The sequence below is a fragment of the Noviherbaspirillum aridicola genome, from assembly GCF_019656455.1.
Classification (GTDB): Bacteria; Pseudomonadota; Gammaproteobacteria; order Burkholderiales; family Burkholderiaceae_D; genus Noviherbaspirillum; species Noviherbaspirillum aridicola.
Genome location: NZ_BPMK01000018.1, coordinates 1 through 23,532, shown reverse-complemented (window position 1 = coordinate 23,532; position 23,532 = coordinate 1). Strand labels below are relative to the sequence as shown.

Annotated in this window: 25 protein-coding genes; 17 read left to right on the top strand and 8 right to left on the bottom strand. The window is 65.3% G+C overall.

Features of this window, described 5'->3' with window-relative positions; translation table 11 throughout:
• The first annotated feature begins 4 nt into the window (after positions 1-4).
• Complete coding sequence (locus NCCP691_RS18055) at positions 5-1,030, top strand: patatin-like phospholipase family protein (protein WP_220809960.1); 1,026 nt, start codon at positions 5-7, stop codon at positions 1,028-1,030.
• On the opposite strand, the gene NCCP691_RS18050 is transcribed toward NCCP691_RS18055, so the two are convergent.
• Entirely contained in the window at positions 1,005-2,720 is a 1,716-nt protein-coding gene (locus NCCP691_RS18050; RefSeq protein WP_220809959.1) for an acetate--CoA ligase, read from the bottom strand. The two genes, NCCP691_RS18055 and NCCP691_RS18050, sit on opposite strands and share 26 nt — an antisense overlap.
• A gap of 106 nt (positions 2,721-2,826) precedes the next feature.
• Between NCCP691_RS18050 and NCCP691_RS18045 the strand changes: the two genes are divergently transcribed.
• The 10 genes from NCCP691_RS18045 (at position 2,827) to NCCP691_RS18000 (ending at position 11,701) form a co-directional block, all read left to right on the top strand.
• Positions 2,827-3,699 carry an alpha/beta fold hydrolase gene (locus NCCP691_RS18045; protein ID WP_220809958.1) on the top strand — a complete coding sequence of 291 codons (873 nt, stop codon included), beginning with the start codon at positions 2,827-2,829 and terminating at the stop codon, positions 3,697-3,699.
• A gap of 67 nt (positions 3,700-3,766) precedes the next feature.
• Positions 3,767-4,621 (top strand): 3',5'-nucleoside bisphosphate phosphatase, encoded by an 855-nt coding sequence (locus NCCP691_RS18040; RefSeq protein WP_220809957.1) that lies wholly within the window; start codon positions 3,767-3,769, stop codon positions 4,619-4,621.
• Between the two features lie 75 nt (positions 4,622-4,696).
• Positions 4,697-5,578 (top strand): protease HtpX, encoded by an 882-nt coding sequence (gene htpX / locus NCCP691_RS18035; protein WP_220809956.1) that lies wholly within the window; start codon positions 4,697-4,699, stop codon positions 5,576-5,578.
• Between the two features lie 50 nt (positions 5,579-5,628).
• A complete protein-coding gene (locus tag NCCP691_RS18030) occupies positions 5,629-6,252 on the top strand; it encodes an L-threonylcarbamoyladenylate synthase (protein WP_220809955.1) in 624 nt (207 codons plus the stop codon).
• A gap of 57 nt (positions 6,253-6,309) precedes the next feature.
• Entirely contained in the window at positions 6,310-6,969 is a 660-nt protein-coding gene (locus NCCP691_RS18025; protein ID WP_220809954.1) for a site-2 protease family protein, read from the top strand.
• A gap of 5 nt (positions 6,970-6,974) precedes the next feature.
• Positions 6,975-8,177 (top strand): tryptophan--tRNA ligase, encoded by a 1,203-nt coding sequence (locus NCCP691_RS18020; RefSeq protein ID WP_220809953.1) that lies wholly within the window; start codon positions 6,975-6,977, stop codon positions 8,175-8,177.
• A gap of 4 nt (positions 8,178-8,181) precedes the next feature.
• Positions 8,182-8,739 carry a class I SAM-dependent methyltransferase gene (locus NCCP691_RS18015; protein ID WP_220809952.1) on the top strand — a complete coding sequence of 186 codons (558 nt, stop codon included), beginning with the start codon at positions 8,182-8,184 and terminating at the stop codon, positions 8,737-8,739.
• Positions 8,740-8,826: 87 nt separating this feature from the next.
• Positions 8,827-9,705, top strand: coding sequence for a 4-hydroxy-tetrahydrodipicolinate synthase (gene dapA, locus NCCP691_RS18010; protein ID WP_220809951.1), 879 nt, complete (start codon positions 8,827-8,829; stop codon positions 9,703-9,705).
• Between the two features lie 49 nt (positions 9,706-9,754).
• Positions 9,755-10,909: an NlpB/DapX family lipoprotein gene (gene bamC, locus NCCP691_RS18005; RefSeq protein ID WP_220809950.1), complete on the top strand. Its 1,155-nt coding sequence runs from the start codon at positions 9,755-9,757 to the stop codon at positions 10,907-10,909.
• Between the two features lie 12 nt (positions 10,910-10,921).
• A complete protein-coding gene (locus NCCP691_RS18000) occupies positions 10,922-11,701 on the top strand; it encodes an MBL fold metallo-hydrolase (RefSeq protein ID WP_220809949.1) in 780 nt (259 codons plus the stop codon).
• 55 nt (positions 11,702-11,756) lie between these two features.
• Here NCCP691_RS18000 and NCCP691_RS17995 read toward each other — a convergent pair whose 3' ends face one another.
• Both NCCP691_RS17995 and NCCP691_RS17990 read right to left on the bottom strand, forming a co-directional pair.
• Positions 11,757-12,035, bottom strand: coding sequence for a hypothetical protein (locus NCCP691_RS17995; protein WP_238482496.1), 279 nt, complete (start codon positions 12,033-12,035; stop codon positions 11,757-11,759).
• Between the two features lie 201 nt (positions 12,036-12,236).
• Positions 12,237-13,358: a ribosomal protein uL16 3-hydroxylase gene (locus NCCP691_RS17990; RefSeq protein WP_220809947.1), complete on the bottom strand. Its 1,122-nt coding sequence runs from the start codon at positions 13,356-13,358 to the stop codon at positions 12,237-12,239.
• Positions 13,359-13,501: 143 nt separating this feature from the next.
• Here NCCP691_RS17990 and NCCP691_RS17985 point away from each other — a divergent pair, with 143 nt between their 5' ends.
• Positions 13,502-14,038 (top strand): FKBP-type peptidyl-prolyl cis-trans isomerase, encoded by a 537-nt coding sequence (locus NCCP691_RS17985; protein ID WP_220809946.1) that lies wholly within the window; start codon positions 13,502-13,504, stop codon positions 14,036-14,038.
• A gap of 18 nt (positions 14,039-14,056) precedes the next feature.
• Here the strand turns inward: NCCP691_RS17985 and NCCP691_RS17980 are convergent, their stop codons facing one another.
• From NCCP691_RS17980 to NCCP691_RS17965, 4 genes are all read right to left on the bottom strand, one after another.
• On the bottom strand, positions 14,057-14,959 hold the full coding sequence (locus NCCP691_RS17980; protein ID WP_220809945.1) for a hypothetical protein: 903 nt from the start codon (positions 14,957-14,959) through the stop codon (positions 14,057-14,059).
• Positions 14,956-17,625, bottom strand: a complete 2,670-nt coding sequence (mutS, locus tag NCCP691_RS17975) for a DNA mismatch repair protein MutS (protein ID WP_220809944.1) — start codon at positions 17,623-17,625, stop codon at positions 14,956-14,958. Before mutS ends, NCCP691_RS17980 begins: the two co-directional genes overlap by 4 nt.
• A gap of 116 nt (positions 17,626-17,741) precedes the next feature.
• Complete coding sequence (locus tag NCCP691_RS17970; protein WP_220809943.1) at positions 17,742-19,055, bottom strand: DEAD/DEAH box helicase; 1,314 nt, start codon at positions 19,053-19,055, stop codon at positions 17,742-17,744.
• 92 nt (positions 19,056-19,147) lie between these two features.
• On the bottom strand, positions 19,148-19,942 hold the full coding sequence (locus tag NCCP691_RS17965; protein ID WP_220809942.1) for an inositol monophosphatase family protein: 795 nt from the start codon (positions 19,940-19,942) through the stop codon (positions 19,148-19,150).
• A 123-nt stretch (positions 19,943-20,065) separates the two neighbouring features.
• Here NCCP691_RS17965 and NCCP691_RS17960 point away from each other — a divergent pair, with 123 nt between their 5' ends.
• Positions 20,066-20,824: an RNA methyltransferase gene (locus NCCP691_RS17960; RefSeq protein ID WP_220809941.1), complete on the top strand. Its 759-nt coding sequence runs from the start codon at positions 20,066-20,068 to the stop codon at positions 20,822-20,824.
• A gap of 192 nt (positions 20,825-21,016) precedes the next feature.
• Here NCCP691_RS17960 and lexA read toward each other — a convergent pair whose 3' ends face one another.
• A complete protein-coding gene (gene lexA / locus NCCP691_RS17955) occupies positions 21,017-21,661 on the bottom strand; it encodes a transcriptional repressor LexA (RefSeq protein WP_220809940.1) in 645 nt (214 codons plus the stop codon).
• A 224-nt stretch (positions 21,662-21,885) separates the two neighbouring features.
• On the opposite strand from lexA, the gene rpsF reads away from it, so the two are divergent.
• The 4 genes from rpsF to rplI are packed head-to-tail and all read left to right on the top strand — an operon-like array spanning position 21,886 to position 23,356.
• Positions 21,886-22,254, top strand: coding sequence for a 30S ribosomal protein S6 (rpsF, locus tag NCCP691_RS17950; protein WP_220809939.1), 369 nt, complete (start codon positions 21,886-21,888; stop codon positions 22,252-22,254).
• A gap of 17 nt (positions 22,255-22,271) precedes the next feature.
• Positions 22,272-22,574, top strand: a complete 303-nt coding sequence (gene priB / locus NCCP691_RS17945; RefSeq protein WP_220809938.1) for a primosomal replication protein N — start codon at positions 22,272-22,274, stop codon at positions 22,572-22,574.
• A 15-nt stretch (positions 22,575-22,589) separates the two neighbouring features.
• Positions 22,590-22,874 (top strand): 30S ribosomal protein S18, encoded by a 285-nt coding sequence (gene rpsR, locus NCCP691_RS17940; RefSeq protein WP_007882558.1) that lies wholly within the window; start codon positions 22,590-22,592, stop codon positions 22,872-22,874.
• Between the two features lie 26 nt (positions 22,875-22,900).
• Positions 22,901-23,356 (top strand): 50S ribosomal protein L9, encoded by a 456-nt coding sequence (gene rplI / locus NCCP691_RS17935; RefSeq protein ID WP_220809937.1) that lies wholly within the window; start codon positions 22,901-22,903, stop codon positions 23,354-23,356.
• Positions 23,357-23,532 lie beyond the last annotated feature (176 nt).

Here is a 23,532-nt window from a genome sequence, read left to right as displayed (position 1 = left end):
GCCTATGGAAAGCAAGCCGGTCACGCTCGCGCTGCAGGGAGGGGGCTCGCACGGGGCGTTCACCTGGGGCGTGCTCGACCGTCTGCTCGAGGACGGCCGCGTGCGCATCGAGGGGATAAGCGGCGCGAGCGCCGGGGCCATGAACGCGGCCGTTCTCGCGCATGGATACACCGTCGGCGGGCGCGACGGGGCGCGGCGCGCGCTGGCCGATTTCTGGGAGGCGGTGGCGCGCAGCGCGCCCTTCAGCAGCGTGCCCGAGTCCGTGCTGCAGCACGCGCGGCTGGCGCCGGCGGCCGACGTCCCGCCCGCCTACAAGCCCATGCTGTCATTGCTGCGCATCTTTTCGCCCTACCAGCTCAATCCCTTCGACATCAATCCGCTGCGCGCCATCCTGCTGCAGCAGATCGATTTCGAGCGCCTGCGCCGCGAATGCCCGCTGCGCCTGTTCATCGCCGCCACCCATGTCGGCACCGGCACGCTGCGGCTGTTCCGCACCCGGCACCTGACGGTGGAAGTGCTGCTCGCCTCGGCCTGTCTGCCGCTGCTGCACCGCGCGGTGGAGATCGGCGGCGAGGTCTACTGGGATGGAGGGCTGACGGCGAATCCGCCGCTGCTGCCGCTGGTGCACCGCTGCTCGGCACACGACATCATCGCGGTGCTGCTGCATCCGCGTCCGCGCACCCGGGTGCCGGTGACGGCGGACGACATCTCGCAACGGCTGACGGAGATGAACTTCAGCTCCACTTTCTTCTCGGAGCTGCAGGCGCTGATGCTCGCCCAGCGCGAGGCGCGCCGCGGCTGGTTCGCATTCGGCCGCATGGAACGCCGGCTGCGCAACCTGCACATGCACGTGGTGGAGTCGCGCGACCTGATGACCCGGCTCGGCGGCCACAGCAAGCTCAATGCCCATCCCGCTTTCATCCGCCGCCTGCACGCGGAAGGGCGGGAGCGCGCCGATGCCTGGCTGCGGCACAACTTCCACGCGCTCGGCGCGCGTTCGTCGTTCAGGCCGCGCCGGCTGTTTGACTAGACGCCGCCGTCGCCCGCTCCTGTTCCAGCAGGCGCAGGACCCGCCGCTGCACCTTGCCGGTGGTGGTCATCGGCAGCTCCCCGATGAACTCGATCTCCTTCGGATATTCATAGGGCGCGAGCTTGCCGCGCACATGCTCCTGCAGCTGCGCGATCAGCGCCGCGTCCTCGGCTGTGCCGCGCGCCGTTTCCGGCGTGAGGACGATGAAGGCCTTGACCAGGTTGCCGCGCTCGGCGTCCGGCTTCGGCACCACGGCGACATTCGCCACCGCGGGATGCTTGACCAGGCAGTTTTCGATTTCCGAGGGGCCGATGCGGTACCCGGCGGCCTTGAACATGTCGTCGGCCCGGCCCTGGTACCAGAGATAGCCGTCCTCGTCCATCGCTGCCAGGTCGCCGGTGCGGCACCAGTCGCCGCTGTACTTGTTGCGCGTCGCTTCGGGATTCTTCCAGTAGCCGAGAAAGAAGATCGGGTCGGGATGGCCGTGGATGTCGGTCCGGTGCAGTGCCACCTCGCCGGTCTGCCCGGCGCCGACCGGGTTGCCATCGTCGTCGATCACGGCGACTTGATGACCGGGGTAGGGCCGTCCCATGCTGCCAGGCCTGGCCGGCCAGCGTTGCGCGCTGTTGCCGACGATGTAGTTCATCTCGGTCTGGCCGAACATCTCATTCGGCGTCACGCCCAGCGCCGATTCGCACCAGCCGAACACCGCGTCGCCGACCGCTTCGCCCGCGCTCATGATGGCGCGCAGCTTCAGGCGATACCGTTCGCGCGGCGCGGGCACCGCCTTCATCATCATCTTGAGGGCGGTCGGAAACAGGAAGGTGTTGGTCACGCCGTATTTCTCGAGCAGGCGGAAGGCCGTCTCCGCGGAGAAGCGGCCGCGGTAAGCGACGATGGGCATGCCGAAATGGAGCGTGGGCAGCAGCGCATCCCACAGGCCGCCGGTCCAGGCCCAGTCGGCCGGCGACCAGAAGACGTCGCCTTCCTGCGGAAACCAGTTCTGCGAGGCGACGAAACCGGTCAGGTTGCCGATCATCGCCGAGTGCGGAATCAGCGCGCCCTTGGGCGCCCCGGTGGTGCCGCTGGTGTAGATCAGCACGGCCGGATCGGTGGCGAGCGTGTCGGCCGGTTCGAAAACGTTGTCGGCGCCGTCGAGTTCGCGCCGCCAGTCGAGCGCGCCTTCCGGGCCGCCATCGACGGCGATGATGTGGGCAAGGCGGGGGCAGGACGGCAGGGCCTCGGCGAGGTTGCGCGCGCCCGCCGGATCGACGATGGCCACGCCGGCTTCGCTGTTCTGCAGCCTGTACTCCAAAGCATCCGGGCCGAACAGGATGGACAGCGGCATCGCCACCGCGCCCAGCTTGTAGCAGGCCATGTGCGCCACCGCGGTTTCGGGGCGCTGCGGCAGGATGATCGCGACGCGGTCGCCCCGGCCTACTCCCAGCCGCGCGAGCACGTTGGCGAGCCGGTTCGACTGCTCGTCGAGCCAGGCATAGGCATAGCTGGCAGTGACGCCTTGTTCGTCTTCATAGTGAATCGCGATCCGCGCCGGGTCGTCCTTCCACCGGGTGCAGCACAACTGTGCAATGTTCATCCGCTCCGGCACCGCCCAGTGGAACTCCCGGTAAAGCGCCTGATACTCGTCGACGACGGCGGGCGTACGGGAAGGGGCTGCGGCAGACTTCATGGTTCCTCCATTATAATTATCGAACGGTCGTTCTTTTCTTATTGCACGTGCAGTGCGGTCTCACCGCATTATGCCGCCGATTCATGCCGCACAGGATCCAACGAACATGACACCATCGCGATCAGAATTCATTCCCGTCCGGGGCCTGCAATACCATGTCCGTCACTGGGGCGACGAGGGCGCTCCCAAGCTCTTCATGGTGCACGGCTGGATGGACATGTCGGCATCCTTTCAGTTCGTGGTCGACTGCCTGCGGCGGGACTGGCATGTGATCGCGCCGGACTGGCGCGGGTTCGGCCTGACCCGCAATCCCGGCGTGGACAGCTACTGGTTCGCGGATTACCTCGGGGACCTCGACGCGCTGCTCGATCATTACTCGCCGGAGCAGCCGGTCAAGCTGCTCGGTCACAGCATGGGCGGCAACGTCGTCTGCCTCTACGCCGGCGTCCGTCCGCATCGTGTCGCCCGCCTGATCAACCTGGAAGGCTTCGGCCTGCCGGCGACACGGCCGGAACAGGCGCCCGAACGGTATGCGAAATGGATGGATGAACTGAAATCGCCGCCGGGGATGCGCGGCTATGCCACTCTGGAAGAGGTGGCGGCGCGGCTGCAGAAGACCAACCCGAGGCTGTCCGACGAGCGGGCCGCGTTTCTCGCCTCGCACTGGGCGGAACGCAATGCCGGCGGGGAGTGGGTCATCCTCGGCGATCCCGCACACAAGCTCAGCAGCCCGGTCCTGTACCGGGTGGAGGAGGTCCTGGCCTGCTGGCAGCGTATCAGCGCGCCGGTGCTGTGGGTCGAAGCCGAAGAGACCGAGGCCTGGCGCTGGATGGGGCCGAAGGAACAGGCGCGCGTCGAGATCGACCGCCGCATCGCTTTCATCCCGCAGGTGAAAACCGCCTCGGTTCCGGCGGCGGGGCACATGCTGCACCATGACCAGCCGGAACGGCTGGCCGGCCTGATCGAGGATTTTCTCTAAGCGGACGCAATGCGGCGGCAGGGCGGAGAGCGTACAATCGAAGCCGGTTGCCATTTTGTTCTCCCCCATGCTCAACGTCGATCTCCACTGCCATTCCAGCGTCTCCGATGGCGCGCTTCCGCCCGCGCAGGTGGCGGCGCTCGCGCATGCCAACGGCGTCGACGTCTGGGCACTGACCGACCATGACGAGATCGGCGGCGTCGCCGAAGCGCGCGAGGCCGCCCGCGACCTCGGCATGCAGCACGTGACCGGGGTCGAGATATCGATCACCTGGGCCGCCCGCACCATTCATGTCGTCGGACTGCGGTTTGACGAAAAGAACGAGGACCTGGTACGCGGCCTGGCCAGCACCCGCTCGGGACGCGAGCGCCGGGCACGCGAGATGGCCGATCAGCTGGCGAAGGCCGGCATCCCGGATGCATTCGAGGGGGCGCTGAAATACGTCGGCAATCCCGACCTGATCTCCCGCACCCATTTCGCCCGCTATCTGATCGAGCGGGGCGTCTGCGCCGATGTGCCGGAAGTGTTCCGCAATTATCTGACCGAGGGCAAGCCCGGCTATGTCCCGCACCGCTGGGCCACGCTCAAGGATGCGGTGAGCTGGATACGCGGCGCCGGCGGCATCGCCGTGGTCGCCCATCCCGGCCGCTACGAACTCGATGAGCTGGAGCTGGACGTCTTCCTGCGGGAATTCAAGCGTTTCGGCGGCGCCGGCATCGAAGTGGTGACCGGCAGCCATACGCCCGAGGAATATCCCGTCTATGCGAAGGTGGCGCAGCAATACGGCCTGCTGGCCTCGCGCGGCTCGGACTTTCATGCGCCGGGCGAGTCGCAGACGGAGCTCGGCGGCCTGCCGCCGCTGCCGGCGACACTGCAGCCGGTCTGGCACGACTGGGGCCTGCAGTCCTCGCGCCGGACTTGAAATTTACGTCGGCCAACCGCATTTTCGTGACATTGCCGCCGCTGCCGGCGGTTGATGTCTGCTTCGAGGGTAACAATGAAAAGAATCGTCCTGTTCCTTGCCACCAACCTTGCCGTCATGCTGGTCATGTCGGTGGTGCTGTCGCTGCTCGGCGCCAACCGTTTTCTGACGGCGAACGGACTCGACCTCGGCAGCCTGATGGTATTTTCGCTGGTGGTCGGTTTCACCGGCTCCATCATTTCGCTGCTGATGAGCAAACCGATGGCCAAGTGGTCGACCGGTGCGCGCGTCATCGGCACGCCGTCCTCGTCGACCGAGCTGTGGCTGCTCGATACCGTCAAGCGCCTGTCCGACCGCGCCGGCATCGCCATGCCCGAGGTGGCGGTCTATGACGGCGAACCGAATGCCTTCGCCACCGGCGCCTTCAAGAACTCCGCCCTGGTGGCGGTCTCGACCGGCCTGCTGCAGAGCATGACCAAGGATGAGGTCGAAGCCGTGCTGGGCCACGAAATCGCGCACGTCGCCAACGGCGACATGGTGACGCTGACCCTGATCCAGGGCGTGGTCAACACCTTCGTGGTCTTCCTTGCCCGCGTGGTCGGCTTCCTGATCGACAAGGCGGTATTCCGCAACAACGACGACCGCGGCCCCGGCATCGGCTACATGGTCACGGTATTCGTCTGCGAGATCGTGTTCGGCATCCTCGCCTCGATCATCGTCGCCTGGTTCTCGCGCTACCGCGAATTCCGCGCAGACGCCGGCTCGGCCAGGCTGCTCGGCTCGCCGCAGCCGATGGTCAAGGCACTCGCGCGTCTCGGCGGCCTGAGCAGCGACGAGAGCCTGCCGCAGAACTTCAAGTCTTTCGGCATCAGCGGCGGTTCGTCCGGCCTGGCTTCGCTCTTCGCAAGCCATCCGCCGATCGAGGAACGCATCGCCGCGCTGCGCGGCACGCGCTGATCTTCCAACCTGTCAATGGCGGCGGTCGACAAGACCGCCGTTCTTTTTTCATGAGCCAATACTTCCAGATCCATCCCGAGAACCCCCAGCTGCGACTCATCAAGCAGGCGGCGGACATCATTCACCGCGGCGGCATCGTCGCGCTCCCCACCGACGCCTGCTACGCGCTGGTCTGCCACCTCGACGACAAGTCGGCGGTCGAGCGCCTGCGCCGCATTCGCGGCGTCGACGACAAGCACCATCTGACCCTGCTGTGCCGCGACCTGAGCGAAATCGCCCAGTATGCGCGGGTGGACAACCGCCAGTACCGGCTGCTCAAGGCGGCCACGCCCGGACCCTACACCGTCATTCTGGAGGCGACCAAGGAAGTCCCGCGCCGGCTCAGCCATCCGTCGCGCCGGACCATCGGCCTGCGGGTGCCGGAAAATCCGGTCGCCAGCGCCTTGCTGGAAGAACTCGGCCAGCCGCTGATCGGCACCACCCTGATCCTGCCCGACGATACCGATCCGCTGACCGATCCGGAGGAAGTGCGCGAGCGGCTCCAGCGCCAGGTCGAACTGGTGATCGACGGCGGCGCCTGCAGCCTGGAGCCGACCACGGTGATCGACCTGACCGGCGACGAACCGGAACTGGTGCGCCAGGGCAGGGGAGACGCCTCGGTATTCGGCCTGTAATCCGGGTATTTCACTCGTGAAACGGGGCGGGCGGCCGCTCTGTTAGAATCTCGCCCCATGGAAGAACTCATACAAACCGTCGCGGTATATGCACTGCCCGTGCTGTTCGCGATCACGCTGCATGAGGCGGCGCACGCGTACGCGGCGCGCTACCTCGGCGACTCCACCGCCTACATGCAGGGACGGATGAGCCTGAATCCCGTCAGGCACATCGACCCCTTCGGCACCATCATCATTCCCATCCTGCTGTACATCTCCACATCCGGCAATTTCCTTTTCGGCTATGCGAAGCCGGTGCCGGTGGAATATGGCAATCTGCGCAAGCCCAAGCGCGACATGGCCTGGGTGGCGCTGGCCGGCCCGTCGGCCAATTTCGTGATGGCCTTGCTCTGGATGCTGTTCGCGATCATGCTTGCGGTGTCCGGCATCGATGAAACCTTCTTCGTGCGGATGGCGCAGGCGGGCGTGCTCACCAATCTCGTCATGTTCGCCTTCAACCTGTTTCCCGTGCCGCCGCTCGACGGCGGGCGGGTTCTGACCAGCCTGCTGCCGCACCGCTATGCGTACAAGTTCGCGCAGATCGAGCCCTACGGCTTTTTCATCGTGATGGCGCTGGTGCTGCTGAAGGTGCTGTATTTCTGGATGGTGCCGGTGATGACCGCCGCCCACGGTCTGCTGAAGCTGATCATTTCTCCCCTGACTCTTTTCCTGAGCTGATTACCATGTACCCCGAACGTGTAGTTTCCGGCATGCGCCCGACGGGGGCGATGCATCTTGGCCATTACCATGGCGCGCTGAAAAACTGGATCAGGATGCAGTCCGAGCATCCCTGCCTGTTCTTCGTCGCCGACTGGCATGCGCTGACGACGCACTACGACGATCCCAGCATCATCGAAACCAGCACCTGGGACATGGTGATCGACTGGCTGGCCGCGGGCATCGACCCCAACAAGGCGACCATCTTCATCCAGTCCAAGGTGCCGGAGCACGCCGAACTGCACCTGCTGCTGTCGATGGCGACGCCGCTCGGCTGGCTGGAGCGGGTGCCGACCTACAAGGACCAGCAGGAAAAGCTGGCCGACCGCGATCTCGCGACCTACGGCTTCCTCGGCTATCCGCTGCTGCAGGCGGCCGACGTGCTGATCTACCGCGCCAGCATGGTGCCGGTGGGTGAAGACCAGATCCCGCACATCGAAATGATGCGGGAGCTGGCGCGTCGCTTCAATCACCTGTACGGCAAGGAGCGCGGCTTCGAGCAGAAGGTGCAGGAAGCGATCAAGAAGCTCGGCAGCAAGGCCGCCCGCAGCTACAACACGCTGCGCGCCGAATACCAGGAGCAGGGCAAGGCCGAGGCCCTCGGCTATGCGCGCACCCTGCTCGACCAGGCGCAGAGCCTGTCGCAGGAAGACCGCGAACGCCTGCTGGGCCATCTGGAAGGCACCGGCCGCATCATCCTGGTCGAGCCGCAGGCCAGGCTCACCGAAGCTTCGCGTCTGCCCGGCCTGGACGGCCAGAAGATGTCGAAAAGCTATGGCAATGCCATCGCGCTGCGCGAGGATCGCGACAGCGTGACCAAGAAGATCCGCACCATGCCCACCGATCCGGCCCGCGTGCGCCGCACCGACCCGGGCGAGCCCGAGAAATGCCCGGTATGGCAGCTGCACAAGGTGTATTCCGACGAGCCGACCAAGGAGTGGGTGCTCAAGGGCTGCCGCTCCGCGGGCATCGGCTGCATCGAGTGCAAGCAGCCGGTCGTCGACGGCGTGCTGAAGGAACAGGAACCGATGCGCGAACGCGCCCAGCAGTATCTCGACAACCCGAAGCTGGTGCGCGAGATCGTCGAAGACGGCTGCGCCGCCGCGCGCAAGCTGGCGCAGGAGACCATGGTCGACGTGCGCAGCGCGATGGGCCTTAACTACCGTTGAGCGGATGAGTATCCCGCATGCTGCGCTGGACCGGCCCTCCGACTGGGTCGCGCGCTTCGCCCGCCTGATTCCGGCCGGGGAGGTGCTCGACCTGGCCTGCGGCGGCGGCCGTCACGCGCGCCTGCTGGCGGCGCTCGGCCACCCGGTGCTCGCCGTCGACCGCGATGCCGACGCGCTGGCGCGCGCCGCCGGCGCCGGCATCACCGTCATGCAGGCGGACCTCGAGCAGGAAGGCCATCCCTGGCCGTTCGAAGCCGGGCGGTTCGCCGGCATCGTCGTCACCAACTATCTGCACAAGCCGCTGTTCCCGCATCTGTTCCGCAGCCTGGCGCAGGACGGGCTGCTCATCTACGAAACCTTCGCCGCGGGTAATGAGCAGTTTGGCAAGCCCACGCGTCCCGATTTCCTGCTGCGCCCCGGCGAGCTGCTGTCGGAGGCGCATCGTGCCGGCGCCCGTGTCATCGCATACGAGGACGGGCGCGTTGATGTGCCAAAGCCGGCAATGGTCCAGCGCATCTGCGCCGGCGCTCCCGGTTTTGCGCCGGATCTCGCGCGACTGTGACCCGAGGCCGTATTCCATGCGGGATTGCCCCATGGGAGCTTCGTTCCGTTACAATCGTCCCTTTCATTCCTTACCGCTAACATCATCATGATTCAGGGCAGTATTGTCGCAATTGTGACTCCCATGCACGCCGATGGCAGCCTCGATCTGCCGGGCCTGCGCAAGCTGATCGACTGGCATGTCGCAGAAGGCACCGACGGCATCGTCATCGTGGGCACCACCGGCGAATCGCCGACCGTGTCGGTCGACGAGCATTGCGAGCTGATCAGGGTGGCGGTGGAACACGCGGCAGGGCGCGTACCGATCATCGCCGGCACCGGCGGCAATTCGACGGCCGAGGCGATCGAACTCACTCAGTTCGCCAAGGATGTCGGCGCCGACGCATCGCTGCAGGTCGTCCCCTACTACAACCGCCCGACCCAGGAAGGCATGTACCAGCATTTCCGCAAGATCGCGGAAGCGGTCGACCTGCCGGTCATCCTCTACAACGTGCCCGGCCGTACCGTGGCCGACATGTCCAATGAGACCATCCTCCGTCTGGCCGGGGTGCCCGGCATCGTCGGCGTCAAGGATGCGACCGGCAACATCGCGCGCGGCAGCGACCTGATCCGCCTGGCACCGTCTTCGTTTGCCGTCTATTCAGGCGACGACGCGACCGCCATGGCGCTGATGTTCTGCGGCGCCAAAGGCAACATCTCCGTCACCGCCAACGTCGCGCCGCGCGCCATGCACGAGCTGTGCGCCGCCGCGATGGCGGGCAACGTGGCCGAGGCGGTCGCCATCAACAACCGTCTGCTGCCGCTGCACATCAAGCTCTTCGTGGAACCGAATCCGGTGCCGGTGAAATGGGCGCTGGAGCAGATGGGACTGATCCCGGCCGGCATCCGCCTGCCGCTCGTGCCCATGGGCGAGGCATGGCACGGCGCCGTGCGCGAGGCCTTGCGCGAATCCGGTGTATTACAATAAGCGCCGCATTTTCGCGCCGCAAGCCTTCAAGATCACTCTGAACATCGACATGACAACTCGCAAGCACCTTCGGACCGCCCAACGTGGGCTCATCTGTGCACTCGCTGTCGCCGGCCTCGCCGGATGCAGCGGCTCTCTCAACGAGATGCTTCAACCGAGCGGCGTCGAGTACAAGAGCGCGGGCAAGGCGCCTTCGCTCGAGATTCCTCCCGATCTGACCAAGCTGCAGCGCGAGAACCGGTACGCGATCCCTGAGGCGAACCGCGGCCAGGCGACCGCATCCGGCTTCATGCTGCAGCAGAGCGCGCGCCCTGAACAGACCTCGGTGGTCGCTCCCGTCGCCAATACGGACATGCGCATCGAGCGCGCGGGCAATCAGCGCTGGCTGGTGGTCAGGCAGGCGCCCGAAGCGCTGTGGCCGCAGCTCAAGGATTTCTGGCAGGATTCCGGCTTTCTGCTGACGCAGGAGTCTCCCCAGGCCGGCGTGATGGAAACCGACTGGGCCGAGAACCGTGCCAAGATCCCGCAGGACTTCATCCGCAATACGCTCGGCAAGGCGCTCGATTCCCTGTATTCGACCGGCGAGCGCGACAAGTTCCGCACCCGCCTCGAGCGCGGCGCGGACGGCACCACGGAGATCTACATCAGCCATCGCGGCATGCAGGAAGTGCTGGTCGGCCAGCAGAAGGACAGCACCGTGTGGACGCCGCGGGAATCCGATCCCGAGCTGGAAGCCGAATTCCTCTCGCGCCTGATGACGCGTCTGGGCGCCGAATCCACCAAGGCGAAGGCGGTGGTCGCCAATGCCGGCCTGCAGCCGATTCGCGCCAAGCTCGTCAAGTCCGGCGCCGCCGGCTACGTCGAAGTGGATGAAGGCTTCGAGCGCGCATGGCGTCGCGTCGGCCTTGCACTGGACCGCGTCGGCTTCACGGTGGAAGACCGCGACCGCAGCCAGGGCCTGTACTATGTGCGCTATGTCGACCCGGAGCAGGACAAGGACAAGGCATCCGACAAGGGCTTCCTGTCGCGCCTGTTCAGCTTCGGCTCGGACAAGGACAAGGCCAGGACCGCCGCACGCTACCAGGTATCGGTGAAGGGCGCGGGCAGCACCAGCCAGGTGGCGGTGCTGAACAAGGACGGCGCGCCTGACAGTTCGCAGACGGCCAACCGCATCCTCACGCTGCTCAACGATCAGCTCAAGTAAGCATCCCATCTATTGAAGTTTGCCAGTCTGGGCAGCGGCAGCGAGGGCAATTCCCTGCTCATCTCCGCCGCTGCCGATCAATCCCGCACCACGGTCATGCTCGATTGCGGTTTCGCGATCAGGGAGACCGAGCGGCGTCTGCAGCGCGTCGGCCTGACACCAGGCGATATCGACGGCATCATCGTCACGCATGAGCATACCGACCATGTGGGAGGCGTATTCCGCTTCGCGCGCCGCCACCGCATACCCGTCTGGCTGACCTGGGGCACGCTGCAGGCGGTGCGCGGGGACTGCGACGGCGTGGAGGTGATGCTGTGCCGGGACAGCGAGAGCTTCTCCATCGGCGGCCTCGAACTCACGCCGTACACCGTGCCCCACGATGCGCGCGAGCCGGTCCAGTATGTCGCCAGCGACGGAGCACGGCGGCTTGGCGTGCTGACCGATGCGGGGCAGCCGACGCCGCATCTGATCGAGATGCTCGGCGCCTGTGACGGGCTGGTCCTCGAGTGCAATCATGACCGCGAAATGCTGGCCAATTCCACCTATCCGCCCTCACTGCGCCGGCGCATCGGCGGGCCGTTCGGCCATCTGTCGAACGCGTCGTCGGCCGAGATCCTCGCGGCCATCGATCGTTCACGGCTGCGCATCGTCGTCGGCGCTCATCTCAGTCAGCAGAACAATACGCCTGAACTTGCTCTGGCCGCATTGCAGGCAGTGCCAGGCGTGGATGAGGTGGAGATTGCAATCGCCTGCCAGCAGCAGGGCTTCGACTGGATAGACCTGGCGATCTGAACGTCATGGGCAAAAAAAAACCGACCCGAAGGTCGGTTTTTTTTCGCAGTCGAAATTACTTCTGTGCGGGAGCTTCTGCAGCCGGAGCAGCCGGGGCAGCCGGAGCGGCAGCGTTGCTGTCAGCAGCCGGAGCGGCCGGAGCAGCAGCGTTGCTGTCAGCAGCCGGAGCAGCCGGAGCGGCAGCCGGAGCTTCAGCAGCCGGAGCAGCGGGAGCAGCCGGAGCGGCAGCGGGTGCTTCAGCAGCGGGAGCAGCGGCCGGAGCAGCTTCTTCCTTCTTGCCGCAAGCGGCCAGGGCAACAGCGAGGAGCGAGGCGATCAACAGAGTCTTTTTCATGGGATTTCCCTTCAAAGTTATAGGTTTTTGCGATGAATAATTACCGGTAATTATCGCTCGGTAGGCGTTCTCCAGCGCGACATTCGCATGACGAACAGGAAAACTTCCTAGCCCGCAATTATAGCTACATTTCATTGAAAGGATGCAGCCCCGGCGCCACGAAGTAAGGCATTTGTAAGCATTCGACCGACGGTTTTTCTCCTACGCCGGCATCAGCCATCCATCCTGATACCAGGTATACAGCGCATCCCGCACATCCTCAGAAGCGGATTGCATGGCCTGCGGGTCGAGCCGGCGCTGATCGGCAAGGGCGATCAATGCCGCCCGGTCGGCGCGCCCCATCGTAAAGGATTCGCCATTGATGAAGAGCTGGCGGCCGCGGTACAGCATGCGCGTCTTGCGCGACAGCCTGATGCCGCGCTTGGCCGCTGCGGCCAGGAACCGGTCCCGGCTCATCGCACGCGCGGGCGGGTCGAAGAAAACGGTCGGCTTGGGCTCCGACAGGTATTCGCCGAGGAAGATGGCGATGTCGTCCCGCTCGAAGCGGATGCGCGCGATCTGCTCGCTCACCTGGTCCAGCATCGCGTTGCTGATTTCGGCGGGGCGCGTCGTTGGCGCCAGATCGGGATCCGCATAGCGACCATCGAGCTCGATGGATTCCGCCATGAACTGAAGGAAGGCTTCCCCGAGCTCCTGGAAATGCGGCGTGCGGAAGCCGATCGAGTAGGTCATGCACTCGCCGACCGCGATGCCGTCGTGCGCATAGTGCGGCGGCAGGTAAAGCATGTCGCCGGGCTCCAGCACATACTCCTGCTCGGGCTCGAAATGCTTGAGGATCTTCAGCGGCAGGCCTTCGACCAGGCTCAGGTCTTTTTGCGGGCCGATGCGCCAGCGGCGTTGCCCGTGCGCCTGCAGCAAGAAGACATCGTAGGAGTCGAAGTGGGGGCCGACGCCGCCGCCGTCGGTCGCATAACTGATCATCAGGTCGTCGAGACGCGCGTCCGGGATGAAGCGGAACTGCTGCATCAATGCATCGGCCGCGTCGTCATGGAGGTTCACGCCCTGCACCAGCATGGTCCAGGGTTTGCGGGTGAAAGGGGGAACCGTTTCCAGCGGGCCGCGCACCAATTGCCAGCGTTTGCCGAAATGGGTGATGAGGCGCGATTCGACATCGTCCCGCTGCGTCATCTCCGCCAGCTGCTCGCGGGAAAACAAGGGCTTGAATCCGGGGATCGCCTGGCGGATGAGCAAGGGTTTCTTGTGCCAGTATTCGCGCAGGAATTGTTGCGGCGTGAGGCCGCCAAGCAGGGTGAGTTTTTTCATGCGCGCATTATATCGGCTCGCATCCGGCCGGCAGACGCGAAGTTTTCATCGATCAATGCGGCCGCTCCGTCCTTGCGAAGATGTCCATCGCGTGCAGCCGCTGCCGCTATAATCGGCCAATCACCCACATGAAAGGAAGCGCAATGAAGATTGCCAAGAATACGGTTGTGACGCTGCACTACAAACTGTCCGACGCCCAGGGCAATCTCATCGAGGAGAGCCGCGAGCCTATGGTGTACCTGCACGGCGGTTATGAAAACACCTTGCCCAAGATCGAGGAAGCCCTCGACGGCAAGGATCCCGGATACGAGACCACCATACAGGTGGAGCCGGACGACGCGTTCGGCGAATACGATCCGGAACTCATCAAGATCGAGCCGCGCAATCGCCTGCCGGAGCCGATCGAACTCGGCATGCAGTTCGAAGGCACGCCCGAGGGCGCGGGCGACGATGACGAGCCGGTGATCTTTACCGTGACCGATATTGCGGAAGACAAGGTCGTGCTGGACGGGAATCATCCGCTGGCCGGCATGGCGCTTCGCTTCACGCTCAACGTCACGGACGTGCGCAGCGCAAGCCAGGAAGAGATCGAGCACGGACACGTGCATGGCGCGCATGGTCATCATCACGGCGATGACGACGGCGACGGCGACGAATTCCGCAGCGTGCCGCTGCAGTAACGACGGTCCGCCGCGGACTCAGCGCTGCTGACCCGCCTCGGACGTTGACAGCAGCAGCCAGGGGGCGTCCGGCTCGACGGCCACGTGCAGGACGCCGGCGCCGGCATTGAGTTCGCCCAGCCGGCCTTGCCAGCGGATCGCATTCGATACCGGCCGTCCCGCGTCCGCGTACACCACGAGCACGCGGCCATCGAAGTCCGTGGCCAGTGCATTGAGCTGGCGCCGGATCTCGAGAAAGCCGTCGCGCCTGACCTGGCGCGGCTGGGCCAGCGGGTTAGCGTCGCAGAACAGCACCACGCCTTTCAGTTTCTTTTGCCGCGCGTGCGCGAAGACCCGCTGCAGCCACTCGCGGTTGGCCACCGTCCTGTCTTCGAATTCGCTGTTGCGGCCGGCGTCGGTCACATAGTGATTGTTGTTGTCCGGGAGGTTGACGGTGGCGAAGATCATGTCGCCCATCTCCCAGCGCGCGTTCTCCACATAGCTCCGGAAGCGCGGATTGGTGGATTGCCGGGTCACCGGAATCCGGCTTGCCCCGAGTGAAAACTCGTCGGCGAAAAACAGTTCGCGCAGCCGCGTCAGCCGGCTGATCGGCGTCGGCCTGCTGCCGTCGTTCCGGCACTCCGCCCAGTCACTCGACGCGAGGGATACCACGACCCCGTTCTGCGCCTGCTGCAGCAACTCCAGCCGGCGCTGATACAGCCTGTCGGCGCAGGGCTCGGTCGGCTGCTTGATGCCGTTGACGACGACGAAGGCGAGGTTCTCCTGGTCGGCTTCGCCCAGCGCCCGGACGAGGCCGCTTTCGCCGGTACCCGTCCCGCCGCCATGGCCAATCACGCCGAAGCGGAAGCCGTTGTCCGCGCCATGGGCCGGCCAGGCCGCCCACAGCGCGAGCGCGAGTGCAAATCCCGCTGCGCGTTTCATTCGGCGTCCGCCAGCGACTTGAGCCGGTACAGCACTTCCAGCGCCTGCCTCGGCGTGAGCGAGTCGGGGTCGGTCGCCGCCAGCAGGTCGAGCACCGGGGCGGCGGCGGCCGGCGCCGGCGCTTCCTCGTCGCAGTCCGGCGGCGGTGCGGCAAACAGGTCGAACTGCGGCGTCGGCTGCAGGGAATTCGCCTCCAGCTGGGCGAGATGCTTGCGCGCCGAACGGATCACGCTTTGCGGCACGCCCGCGAGCTGCGCGACCTGCAGACCGTAGCTCTGCGAGGCCGGTCCCTGCTGGACCGCGTGCAGGAAGACGATGCTGTCCTTGTGCTCGACCGCCGACAGATGCACATTGACGGCCGAGGGATGGGTCTCGGGAAGCTGGGTCAGCTCGAAATAATGGGTGGCGAACAGCGTGAAGCTGCGCGTGGTGTCGATCAGGTGCCGTGCGATCGCCCAGGCCAGGGCCAGGCCGTCGAAGGTCGAGGTGCCGCGTCCGATTTCATCCATCAGCACGAGCGAGCGTTCGCTGGCGCCGTTGAGAATGGCGGCCGCCTCGGTCATCTCGACCATGAAAGTGGAGCGGCCGCCCGCGAGGTCGTCGGCGGCGCCTATGCGGGTATAGATGCGGTCGATCGGGCCGATGCGGGCCGAATCGGCCGGCACGAAGCTGCCCACGTAGGCAAGCAGGGTAATCAGCGCCACCTGCCGCATGAAGGTCGACTTGCCGCCCATGTTGGGGCCGGTGATCATCAGCAGGCGGCGGTCGCCGTCGAGCGCGCAATCGTTGGCGATGAAGCGTTCGATCTGCTTCTCCACCACCGGGTGGCGGCCCTGTTCGATCATGATGGCGGGCTCGGCGACCAGCTGCGGCGCGCACCAGTTGTTGCGGGAGGCATGATCGGCCAGCGCCACCAGCACGTCCAGCTGTGCGATCGCGTGAGCGATGCGCTGCAGGGCGCCGACCTGCGGACCGAGTTCGGTGAGCAGCTTTTCATACAGGTACTTCTCGCGCGACAGCGCGCGTTCCTGCGCCGACAACGCCTTGTCCTCGAAAGCCTTCAGCTCTGGCGTGATGTAGCGCTCCGCGTTCTTGAGCGTCTGCCGCCGGCGATAGTCTTCCGGCACCTTGTCGGTCTGTCCGTGGGTGACTTCGATATAAAAGCCGTGCACCTTGTTGTACTCGACCCGCAGATTACCGATGCCGGTGCGGCTGCGCTCGCGCGCCTCGAGTTCGACCAGGAACTGGCCCGCGTTCTCGGACAGGCCGCGCAGTTCGTCCAGTTCGGCGTCGTAGCCGCGCGCGATCACGCCGCCGTCGCGCACCATGGCGGCGGGCTCCAGTGCGATGCCGCGCTCCAGCAGGTCGAGGCATTCCGCCGGCGTCTCGAGCGCTGCATGGATTTCGCGCAGCAGCGGTGCGTCGGCGTCGCGGTTGCACATGGCCACATAGGAGCGCAGCGAGGGCAGTTGCTGCAGGCCGCCGCGCAGTCCGGCGAGATCGCGCGGGCGCGCCGACAGCAATGCGATGCGGGTGGTGATGCGCTCAACGTCGGGTACCGCTGCCAGCGTGGCGGAAAGTCCCGATGCGGCGTCCGCGCGCATCAGCGCATTGAGCGCGGCATGCCGGGCGCGCGCGACGTCCTGGTTGCGGCTGGCGTGATGCAGCCAGTGGCGCAGCAGGCGCGAGCCCATCGAGGTGCGGCAGTGATCCAGCAGCGAGAACAGGGTGGGGGCGCCGCTGCCGTCTTCGCCGCGCAGGGTTTCGGTCAGCTCGAGATTGCGGCGGGTGGCCGCGTCGAGGCCGATGAACTCGCTCTCCGATTCCACCGTCAGCGAACGCACATGCTGCAGCCCGCGGCCCTGGGTGGACTGGGCATAGCGCAGCAGCGCGCCCGCCGCGCCGTGAGCGGCGCTGCAATCCTGTGCACCGAAACCGCTCAGCGACGCCACGCCCAGCTGCGCCATCAGGGCCTTGAATCCGCTTTCCTCGTCGAAGTGCCAGTGGGGCACCACGGTGAGCTTGCCCGGCGCCTGGGCGGCGTCGCTTTCCTCGTTGACCAGGATCTCGGCCGGCGAGATTCTTTCCAGCTCCTGCCGCAGCCGCGGCTCCGCGTTCCTGGCGTCGGTGGAGAACTCCATCAGGCGCAGCGCGCCGCTGGCCATCGACAGCCAGGCGAGACCGATGGTCGCCGTCTTGCGCTGCAGGGTGCGACGCACGGCCAGCAGCGGACGCTCGGATTTTTCCGGCAGCAGATCGGAGTCGGTCAGCGTGCCCGGCGTGACCACGCGCACCACCTTGCGTTCCACCGGCCCCTTGCTCGTCGCCGGGTCGCCGATCTGCTCGCAGATCGCCACCGACTCGCCGAGCCTGATCAGCTTGGCCAGGTACTGTTCGGCCGAATGAAAGGGCACGCCCGCCATCTTGATCGGATTGCCGTTCGAGGCGCCGCGCTGGGTGAGGGTGATGCCGAGCAGGCGCGAGGCCTTCTCCGCATCCTCGAAGAACAATTCGTAGAAGTCGCCCATCCGGTAGAACACCAGCATGTCGGGATGCTCGGCCTTGATGCGCAGGTACTGCTGCATCATGGGAGTGTGTTTCTCCAGCGCTTCTTCGATGCGCGCTACCGCAGCGGTATCCGGAGTGAGGGCGGTCGATGAGGCCATGCCAGTCTTTCTTCTTCAGGTGCGATGGGCGAGAACGAAGCCAGCATTTTAATACCCAGGGCGAGCGGCAGGCAGGTGGTGTGGCATGGCCGGCATGTTGCCGGCCATGATATGCCTCAGGGCTTGCGTCCGGCGCCGCGTTGGGGGGCCGGCTTGGCGGGTGCGCCGGCGTTGCCTGGCTTGCGCGCGCGGTTCTGCGCAGGTTCCTGCGCATTGCCGCCCTGGCGGCGGGGCTGGCGCCCGCGGCCCTGCATGTCGCCGCTGCGCAGCTGGATCGGCTGCGGCTTGGCGTTCGGGTCCGGCTCGAAGCCGGGCACCACTTCACGCGGCAGCGAGCGCTTGATCAGCTTCTCTATCCCCTTGAGCATGTCGTGCTCGTCCACGCAGACCAGCGACACGGCTTCGCCCGTGGCACCCGCGCGGCCGGTGCGGCCGATGCGGTGCACATAGTCTTCCGGCACGTTCGGCAGGTCGTAATTCACCACGTGCGGCAGCTGGTCGATGTCGATGCCGCGCGCCGCGATGTCGGTCGCGACCAGCACCTGCAGCTGGCCGTCCTTGAATTCGGCCAGCGCGCGGGTGCGCGCCGACTGGCTCTTGTTGCCGTGGATCGCCATCGCGCTGATGCCGTCCTTGCCGAGCTGTTCGACCAGCTTGTTCGCGCCGTGCTTGGTGCGGGTGAAGACCAGCACCTGGGTCCAGCTGTTGGACTTGATCAGGTGGCTCAGCAGCGGATGCTTGCGGTTGCGGTCGACCGGGTGGATCTTTTGCGCGATCACGTCCGCCGTCGAGTTGCGGCGAGCGACCTCGATCATCTCCGGGTTGTTGAGCAGGCCGTCGGCGAGTGCCTTGATCTCGTCGGAGAAGGTGGCGGAGAACAGCAGGTTCTGACGCTTCGGCGGCAGCGCGGCGAGCACCTTGCGGATATCGCGGATGAAGCCCATGTCGAGCATGCGGTCCGCTTCGTCGAGCACGAGGATCTCGACCTGTGTCAGGTCGATCGTGCCCTGCTGCATGTGATCCAGCAGGCGGCCCGGAGTGGCCACCAGGATGTCGAGGCCGTTCGCCAGCACCGCGATCTGCGGATTGATGCCCACGCCGCCGAAGATGACCGCCGAGCGGAGCCTGAGGTACTTGCCGTAGATACGCACGCTTTCCTCGACCTGCGCCGCGAGCTCGCGGGTCGGGGTCAGGATCAGTGCGCGCACCGACTTCGGCCGGCGCATCGGGCCGGCCTTGGCGAGCCGCTGCAGGATGGGCAGGGTGAAGCCGGCGGTTTTTCCGGTACCGGTCTGGGCGCCGGCGAGCAGGTCGCCGCCGCGCAGTACGGCCGGAATGGCCTGGGTCTGGATAGGGGTGGGCGTCGTGTAGCCCTGTTCGCTGACAGCGCGAACGATTTCATCGGCGAGGCCGAGTTCGGTAAAAGACATGAATACTCAGAAAAACGGTTGACTGCCGCCCGCGCTTGCGACGGCGGCAGGAAGAATGCAGCGGCCACCGTGGGCCGCATGCGAGGGAGGTGTTACTTGGCGAACGGCGACAGCAGGTTCACCATCTGGGCGAAGATCTTCGGGCTGCCCGCCAGGACATTGCCCTTGTAAAGGTAGTCGGAGTCGCCCCGGAAGTCGCCGACGATGCCGCCGGCTTCCGTGATCAGCAGCGAACCGGCCGCCGCGTCCCAGGGCTTGAGCCCCTTCTCGAAAAAGCCGTCGAGACGGCCCGCGGCGACATACGCCAGGTCGAGCGCGGCGGCGCCAGGACGGCGCAGGCCCGCGCATTTCTCGGTCATGATCTTGAACATCTTCATATATTCATCCAGGCCCTCCGTGTCCCGGAACGGGAAGCCGGTGCCGATCAGCGCCTCGGCCATCTTGTCGCGACGTCCGACGCGAATGCGCTTTTCGTTCAGGTATGCGCCGGCGCCCTTGGACGCGGTGAAGAGATCGTTGCGGGTGGGGTCGTAGACGACGGCCTGCGTGATCTGGCCGCGCTGCTGAAGCGCGATCGACACGCAGTACTGCGGAAAGCCGTGGATGAAATTCGTGGTGCCGTCGATCGGATCGATGATCCAGACGTTTTCATTCTCGTCATGCAGGTCGGCGGAAGGGCCGGACTCTTCGGCGAGGATCGCGTGATCCGGGTAGGCGGTCTTCAGAACCTCGATGATCGCCTGCTCCGCGGCCTGGTCGACTTCGGTGACGAAGTCGTTCTGACCCTTTTGCGTGACCCGGACCCGTTCGAGATCGAAGGAGGCCCGGTTGATGAGGGACGCAGCGCGCCGCGCGGCCTTGACGGCCGTATTGAGCATGGGATGCATAAATGGTTCCGTTAGAATGGCGGTGCCGTCGCCACCGCGCACGGAACCGCATGAGATTCGAATTAAGGAGCGAAGCGGCCGGCTTCCGTACAACGCGGGGGGCCGCAGATCGCGCTATTTTAAATGAACCCGTCCCAATCCAGTAATTCTCTTTTCGAGCGCCTGCGCTTCGTCCTGGTCGGTACCAGCCATCCGGGCAATGTCGGCGCCGCCGCCCGCGCCATCAAAACCATGGGCTTCCGCCAGCTGGTGCTGGTCGATCCGCGCTATCCGGACGTGCTGACCCACGAGGAGGCGATCGCCTTCGCCAGCGGCGCCCAGGATGTGCTGGCGGAGGCGCGCATCGCATCGAGCTTCGAAGAGGCAATAGAAGGCTGCAACTATGCGGCCGCCCTCAGCGCGCGCCTGCGGGAATTCTCGCCGCCGGTGACCGCGCCCCGCGCCCTCGCGGCCCGGCTGGCGCAGGACGCCGGGCTGCGCGCCGCCCTGGTGTTCGGCAGCGAACGCTATGGCTTGCCGAACGAGGTGATCGCGCGCTGCAACGTGCTGATCAATATTCCCGCCAATCCCGGCTATTCGTCGCTGAATCTCGCGCAGGCGGTGCAGGTGCTTGCCTGGGAGGCGAGGCAGGCGGCCTGCGGAGACGAGGTCCCTTCACAGCCGGTGGGTTTCCAGGGCGAGGCCGCGGAGCTGGCGGAGATCGAGGGCATGTTCCAGCACCTGGAGCAGGCGCTGATCGCCATCGACTTCCTCGACCCGGACAACCCGAAGAAGCTGATGCCGCGTCTGCGCCGGCTGTTCTCGCGCAGCCAGCTGGAAAAGGAGGAGGTCAACATCCTGCGCGGCATCGCCAACAAGATCCTGCACAAACGGAAGCCGTAGGCAACCGGGATCCGGACCGCTTCAGCATCAGGATGCCTTGCATGATGGGCGAGGCCGGTCGGAGAAAGCCGTCGGAAAATCGGGCGGGGAAATCCGGCAGGGTCGGCAGCGAGAGGAGGGCGGGGGCGGAAAAGCGAGGGGCAGCGAGGGGCAGCGAACCCGCTGCCCGTGCCGCGCTGAACCCCCTGTTACTCAGCCCCAGGCGCGCAGCAGTCCTACGGCGAGACCTTCGAGCGCAAAATCTTCCTGTCCCGGTTGCACCTGGATGGGCTGGAAATCCGGGTTCTCGGGTAGCAGCTCGATCAGGTTGCCGTTCTTGCGGTAGCGCTTGACCGTCACATCGTCGCCTATGCGCGCCACGACGATCTGGCCGTTCTTCGCGCTGTCCGCCTTTTTCACGGCGAGCAGGTCGCCGTCGAGGATGCCCACATCGCGCATCGACAATCCGCGCACTTTCAGCAGGTAGTCGGGTTTGGCGGAGAACAGGGAAGGGTCGACCTGATAGGTGGACTCAACGTGTTCCTGGGCAAGGATGGGAGAACCGGCGGCGACGCGGCCGATCAGCGGCAGCTGCATCAGCGCCGGGTGGGGCAGCGCCATCTGGCGTGCCGCCCCTGCGGGCTGATGGTCCCTGAGGCGGATGCCGCGGGAGGTGCCGGGAGAAATCTCGATTGCGCCCTTGCGCGCCAGCGCCTGCAGATGTTCCTCGGCGGCATTGGCGGACTTGAAACCGAGCTCGCTGGCGATCTCGGCCCGGGTCGGAGGAAAGCCGGTGTTTTCGATGGCTTCCCTGATCAGGTTGAGAATCTGTTCCTGGCGTGCGGTGAGTTTGATCATGATCGTGCCCGGCGAAGCGCGTGCGCGCTGTTCAAAAAGACAGCCTGTATTTTTATACAGGCCGCGCGCGAATGCAAGCGCAGACCAACCGAAAGTCGCGGACCGCCCGCAAGTTGCTGAATGTATTGAGTAAATCCCAGCGACCGGTTATCATAGCGGGCTTTCCCTTCCCACACCCGTCAGACGCCGGGGTGGGCATTGTCTTCAGTCCACAAGGAGATTACATGCGTCATTACGAAATCGTATTCATCGTCCATCCGGATCAGAGCGAGCAGGTGCCCGCGATGATCGAGCGCTACAAGGGCATCGTCACCGCCCGCAACGGCAAGATCCACCGTGTCGAAGACTGGGGTCGTCGCCAGATGGCCTACATGATCCAGAAGCTGGCCAAGGCGCACTATGTGTGCATGAACATCGAGTGCGACGGCGACACGCTGGCCGAGCTCGAGACCGGCTTCCGTTTCAATGACGCCGTGCTGCGCCACCTCACCGTGAAGATGAAGAAGGCTGAAACCGCGCCGTCGCCGATGATGAAGGCAGTGCAGAAGGAAGACGCGGCCAAGAGCCAGCGCGCCGAAAGCACCGCAGCCTGATTCTCTAGCGGAGGAATGTGAACCAGCTGTGCCTGGCGGCCGCCATCTCGGAACGCGACGTACTGCGTTACACACCGGCCGGCATCCCGATCGTATCCGCAGTGCTGCTGCATACGTCGGACCAGGTGGAAGCCGGCATCACCCGCCGGGTCGAGCTCGAAATCGCCGCGATTGCCGCCGGAGAAATCTCGGGGCGGTTCAACCGGGCGGAGCTGGGCAAGACGCTGAATTTCACGGGATTCCTCGCGCTGAGACGCCGCAACAGCAAAAGCCTGGTCTTTCACATCACGGACATCCAGGCGTATTCACCAGATCACTAGATACAGGAGCCGAAAATGGCATTTGGTAAGAAATTCGACAAGAGCAAACTCAAGCAGAAGCGCCAGCAGCAGAACCCGCTGTTCAAGCGCAAGAAATTCTGCCGCTTCACCGCCGCCGGCGTTGAGCAGGTCGACTACAAGGACGTCGACACCCTGAAGGACTTCGTCCAGGAAAACGGCAAGATCATGCCGGCACGCCTGACCGGCACCAAGGCGCATTATCAGCGCCAGGTCGATACCGCGATCAAGCGCGCGCGCTATCTGGCGCTGCTGCCGTACACCGATCTGCACAACGCGTAATCGACGACGAAGAATAGGAGAAAAACATGCAAGTCATTCTGTTGGAAAAAGTCGTCAACCTGGGCAACCTCGGTGACGTGGTCAAGGTCAAGGACGGCTTTGCCCGCAACTTCCTGATCCCCCAGCGCAAGGCACGCCGCGCGACCAGCGCAGCCGTGGCCGAGTTCGAAGCCAAGCGCGCTGAACTGGAAAAGGCGGCAGCTGAGAAGCTGGCCGAAGCCCAGGCGCAAGGCGAGAAGCTGTCCGGCGCCACCGTGCGCATCGGCCAGAAGGCCGGCGTGGACGGCCGTCTGTTCGGCTCGGTGACCAATGCCGACATCGCCGAGGCAGTGACCGCCCAGCAGGGCCTGAAGGTCGAAAAGGCCCAGGTTCGCATGCCGCAGGGTCCGCTCAAAGCCGTCGGCGAATACCCGATCGCGATCCAGCTGCACACCGACGTCGTCGCCGAGATTTCCGTCTCGGTGGTTGGCGAGCAGGCCTGATCCACACAGCCTCAAAAAAGCCGGCGCATGCCGGCTTTTTTTGTGCCTGTGACCCGTCCTGAAATGCGTTGACACTTTTTTGGAGGTGTCAAATGGACAGAGGGATCAAGCGTACGCAGCGGGACTACACGCTGGCTTTTAAGTTGGCGGTAGTTGACGAGGTGGAAAAAGGCGAG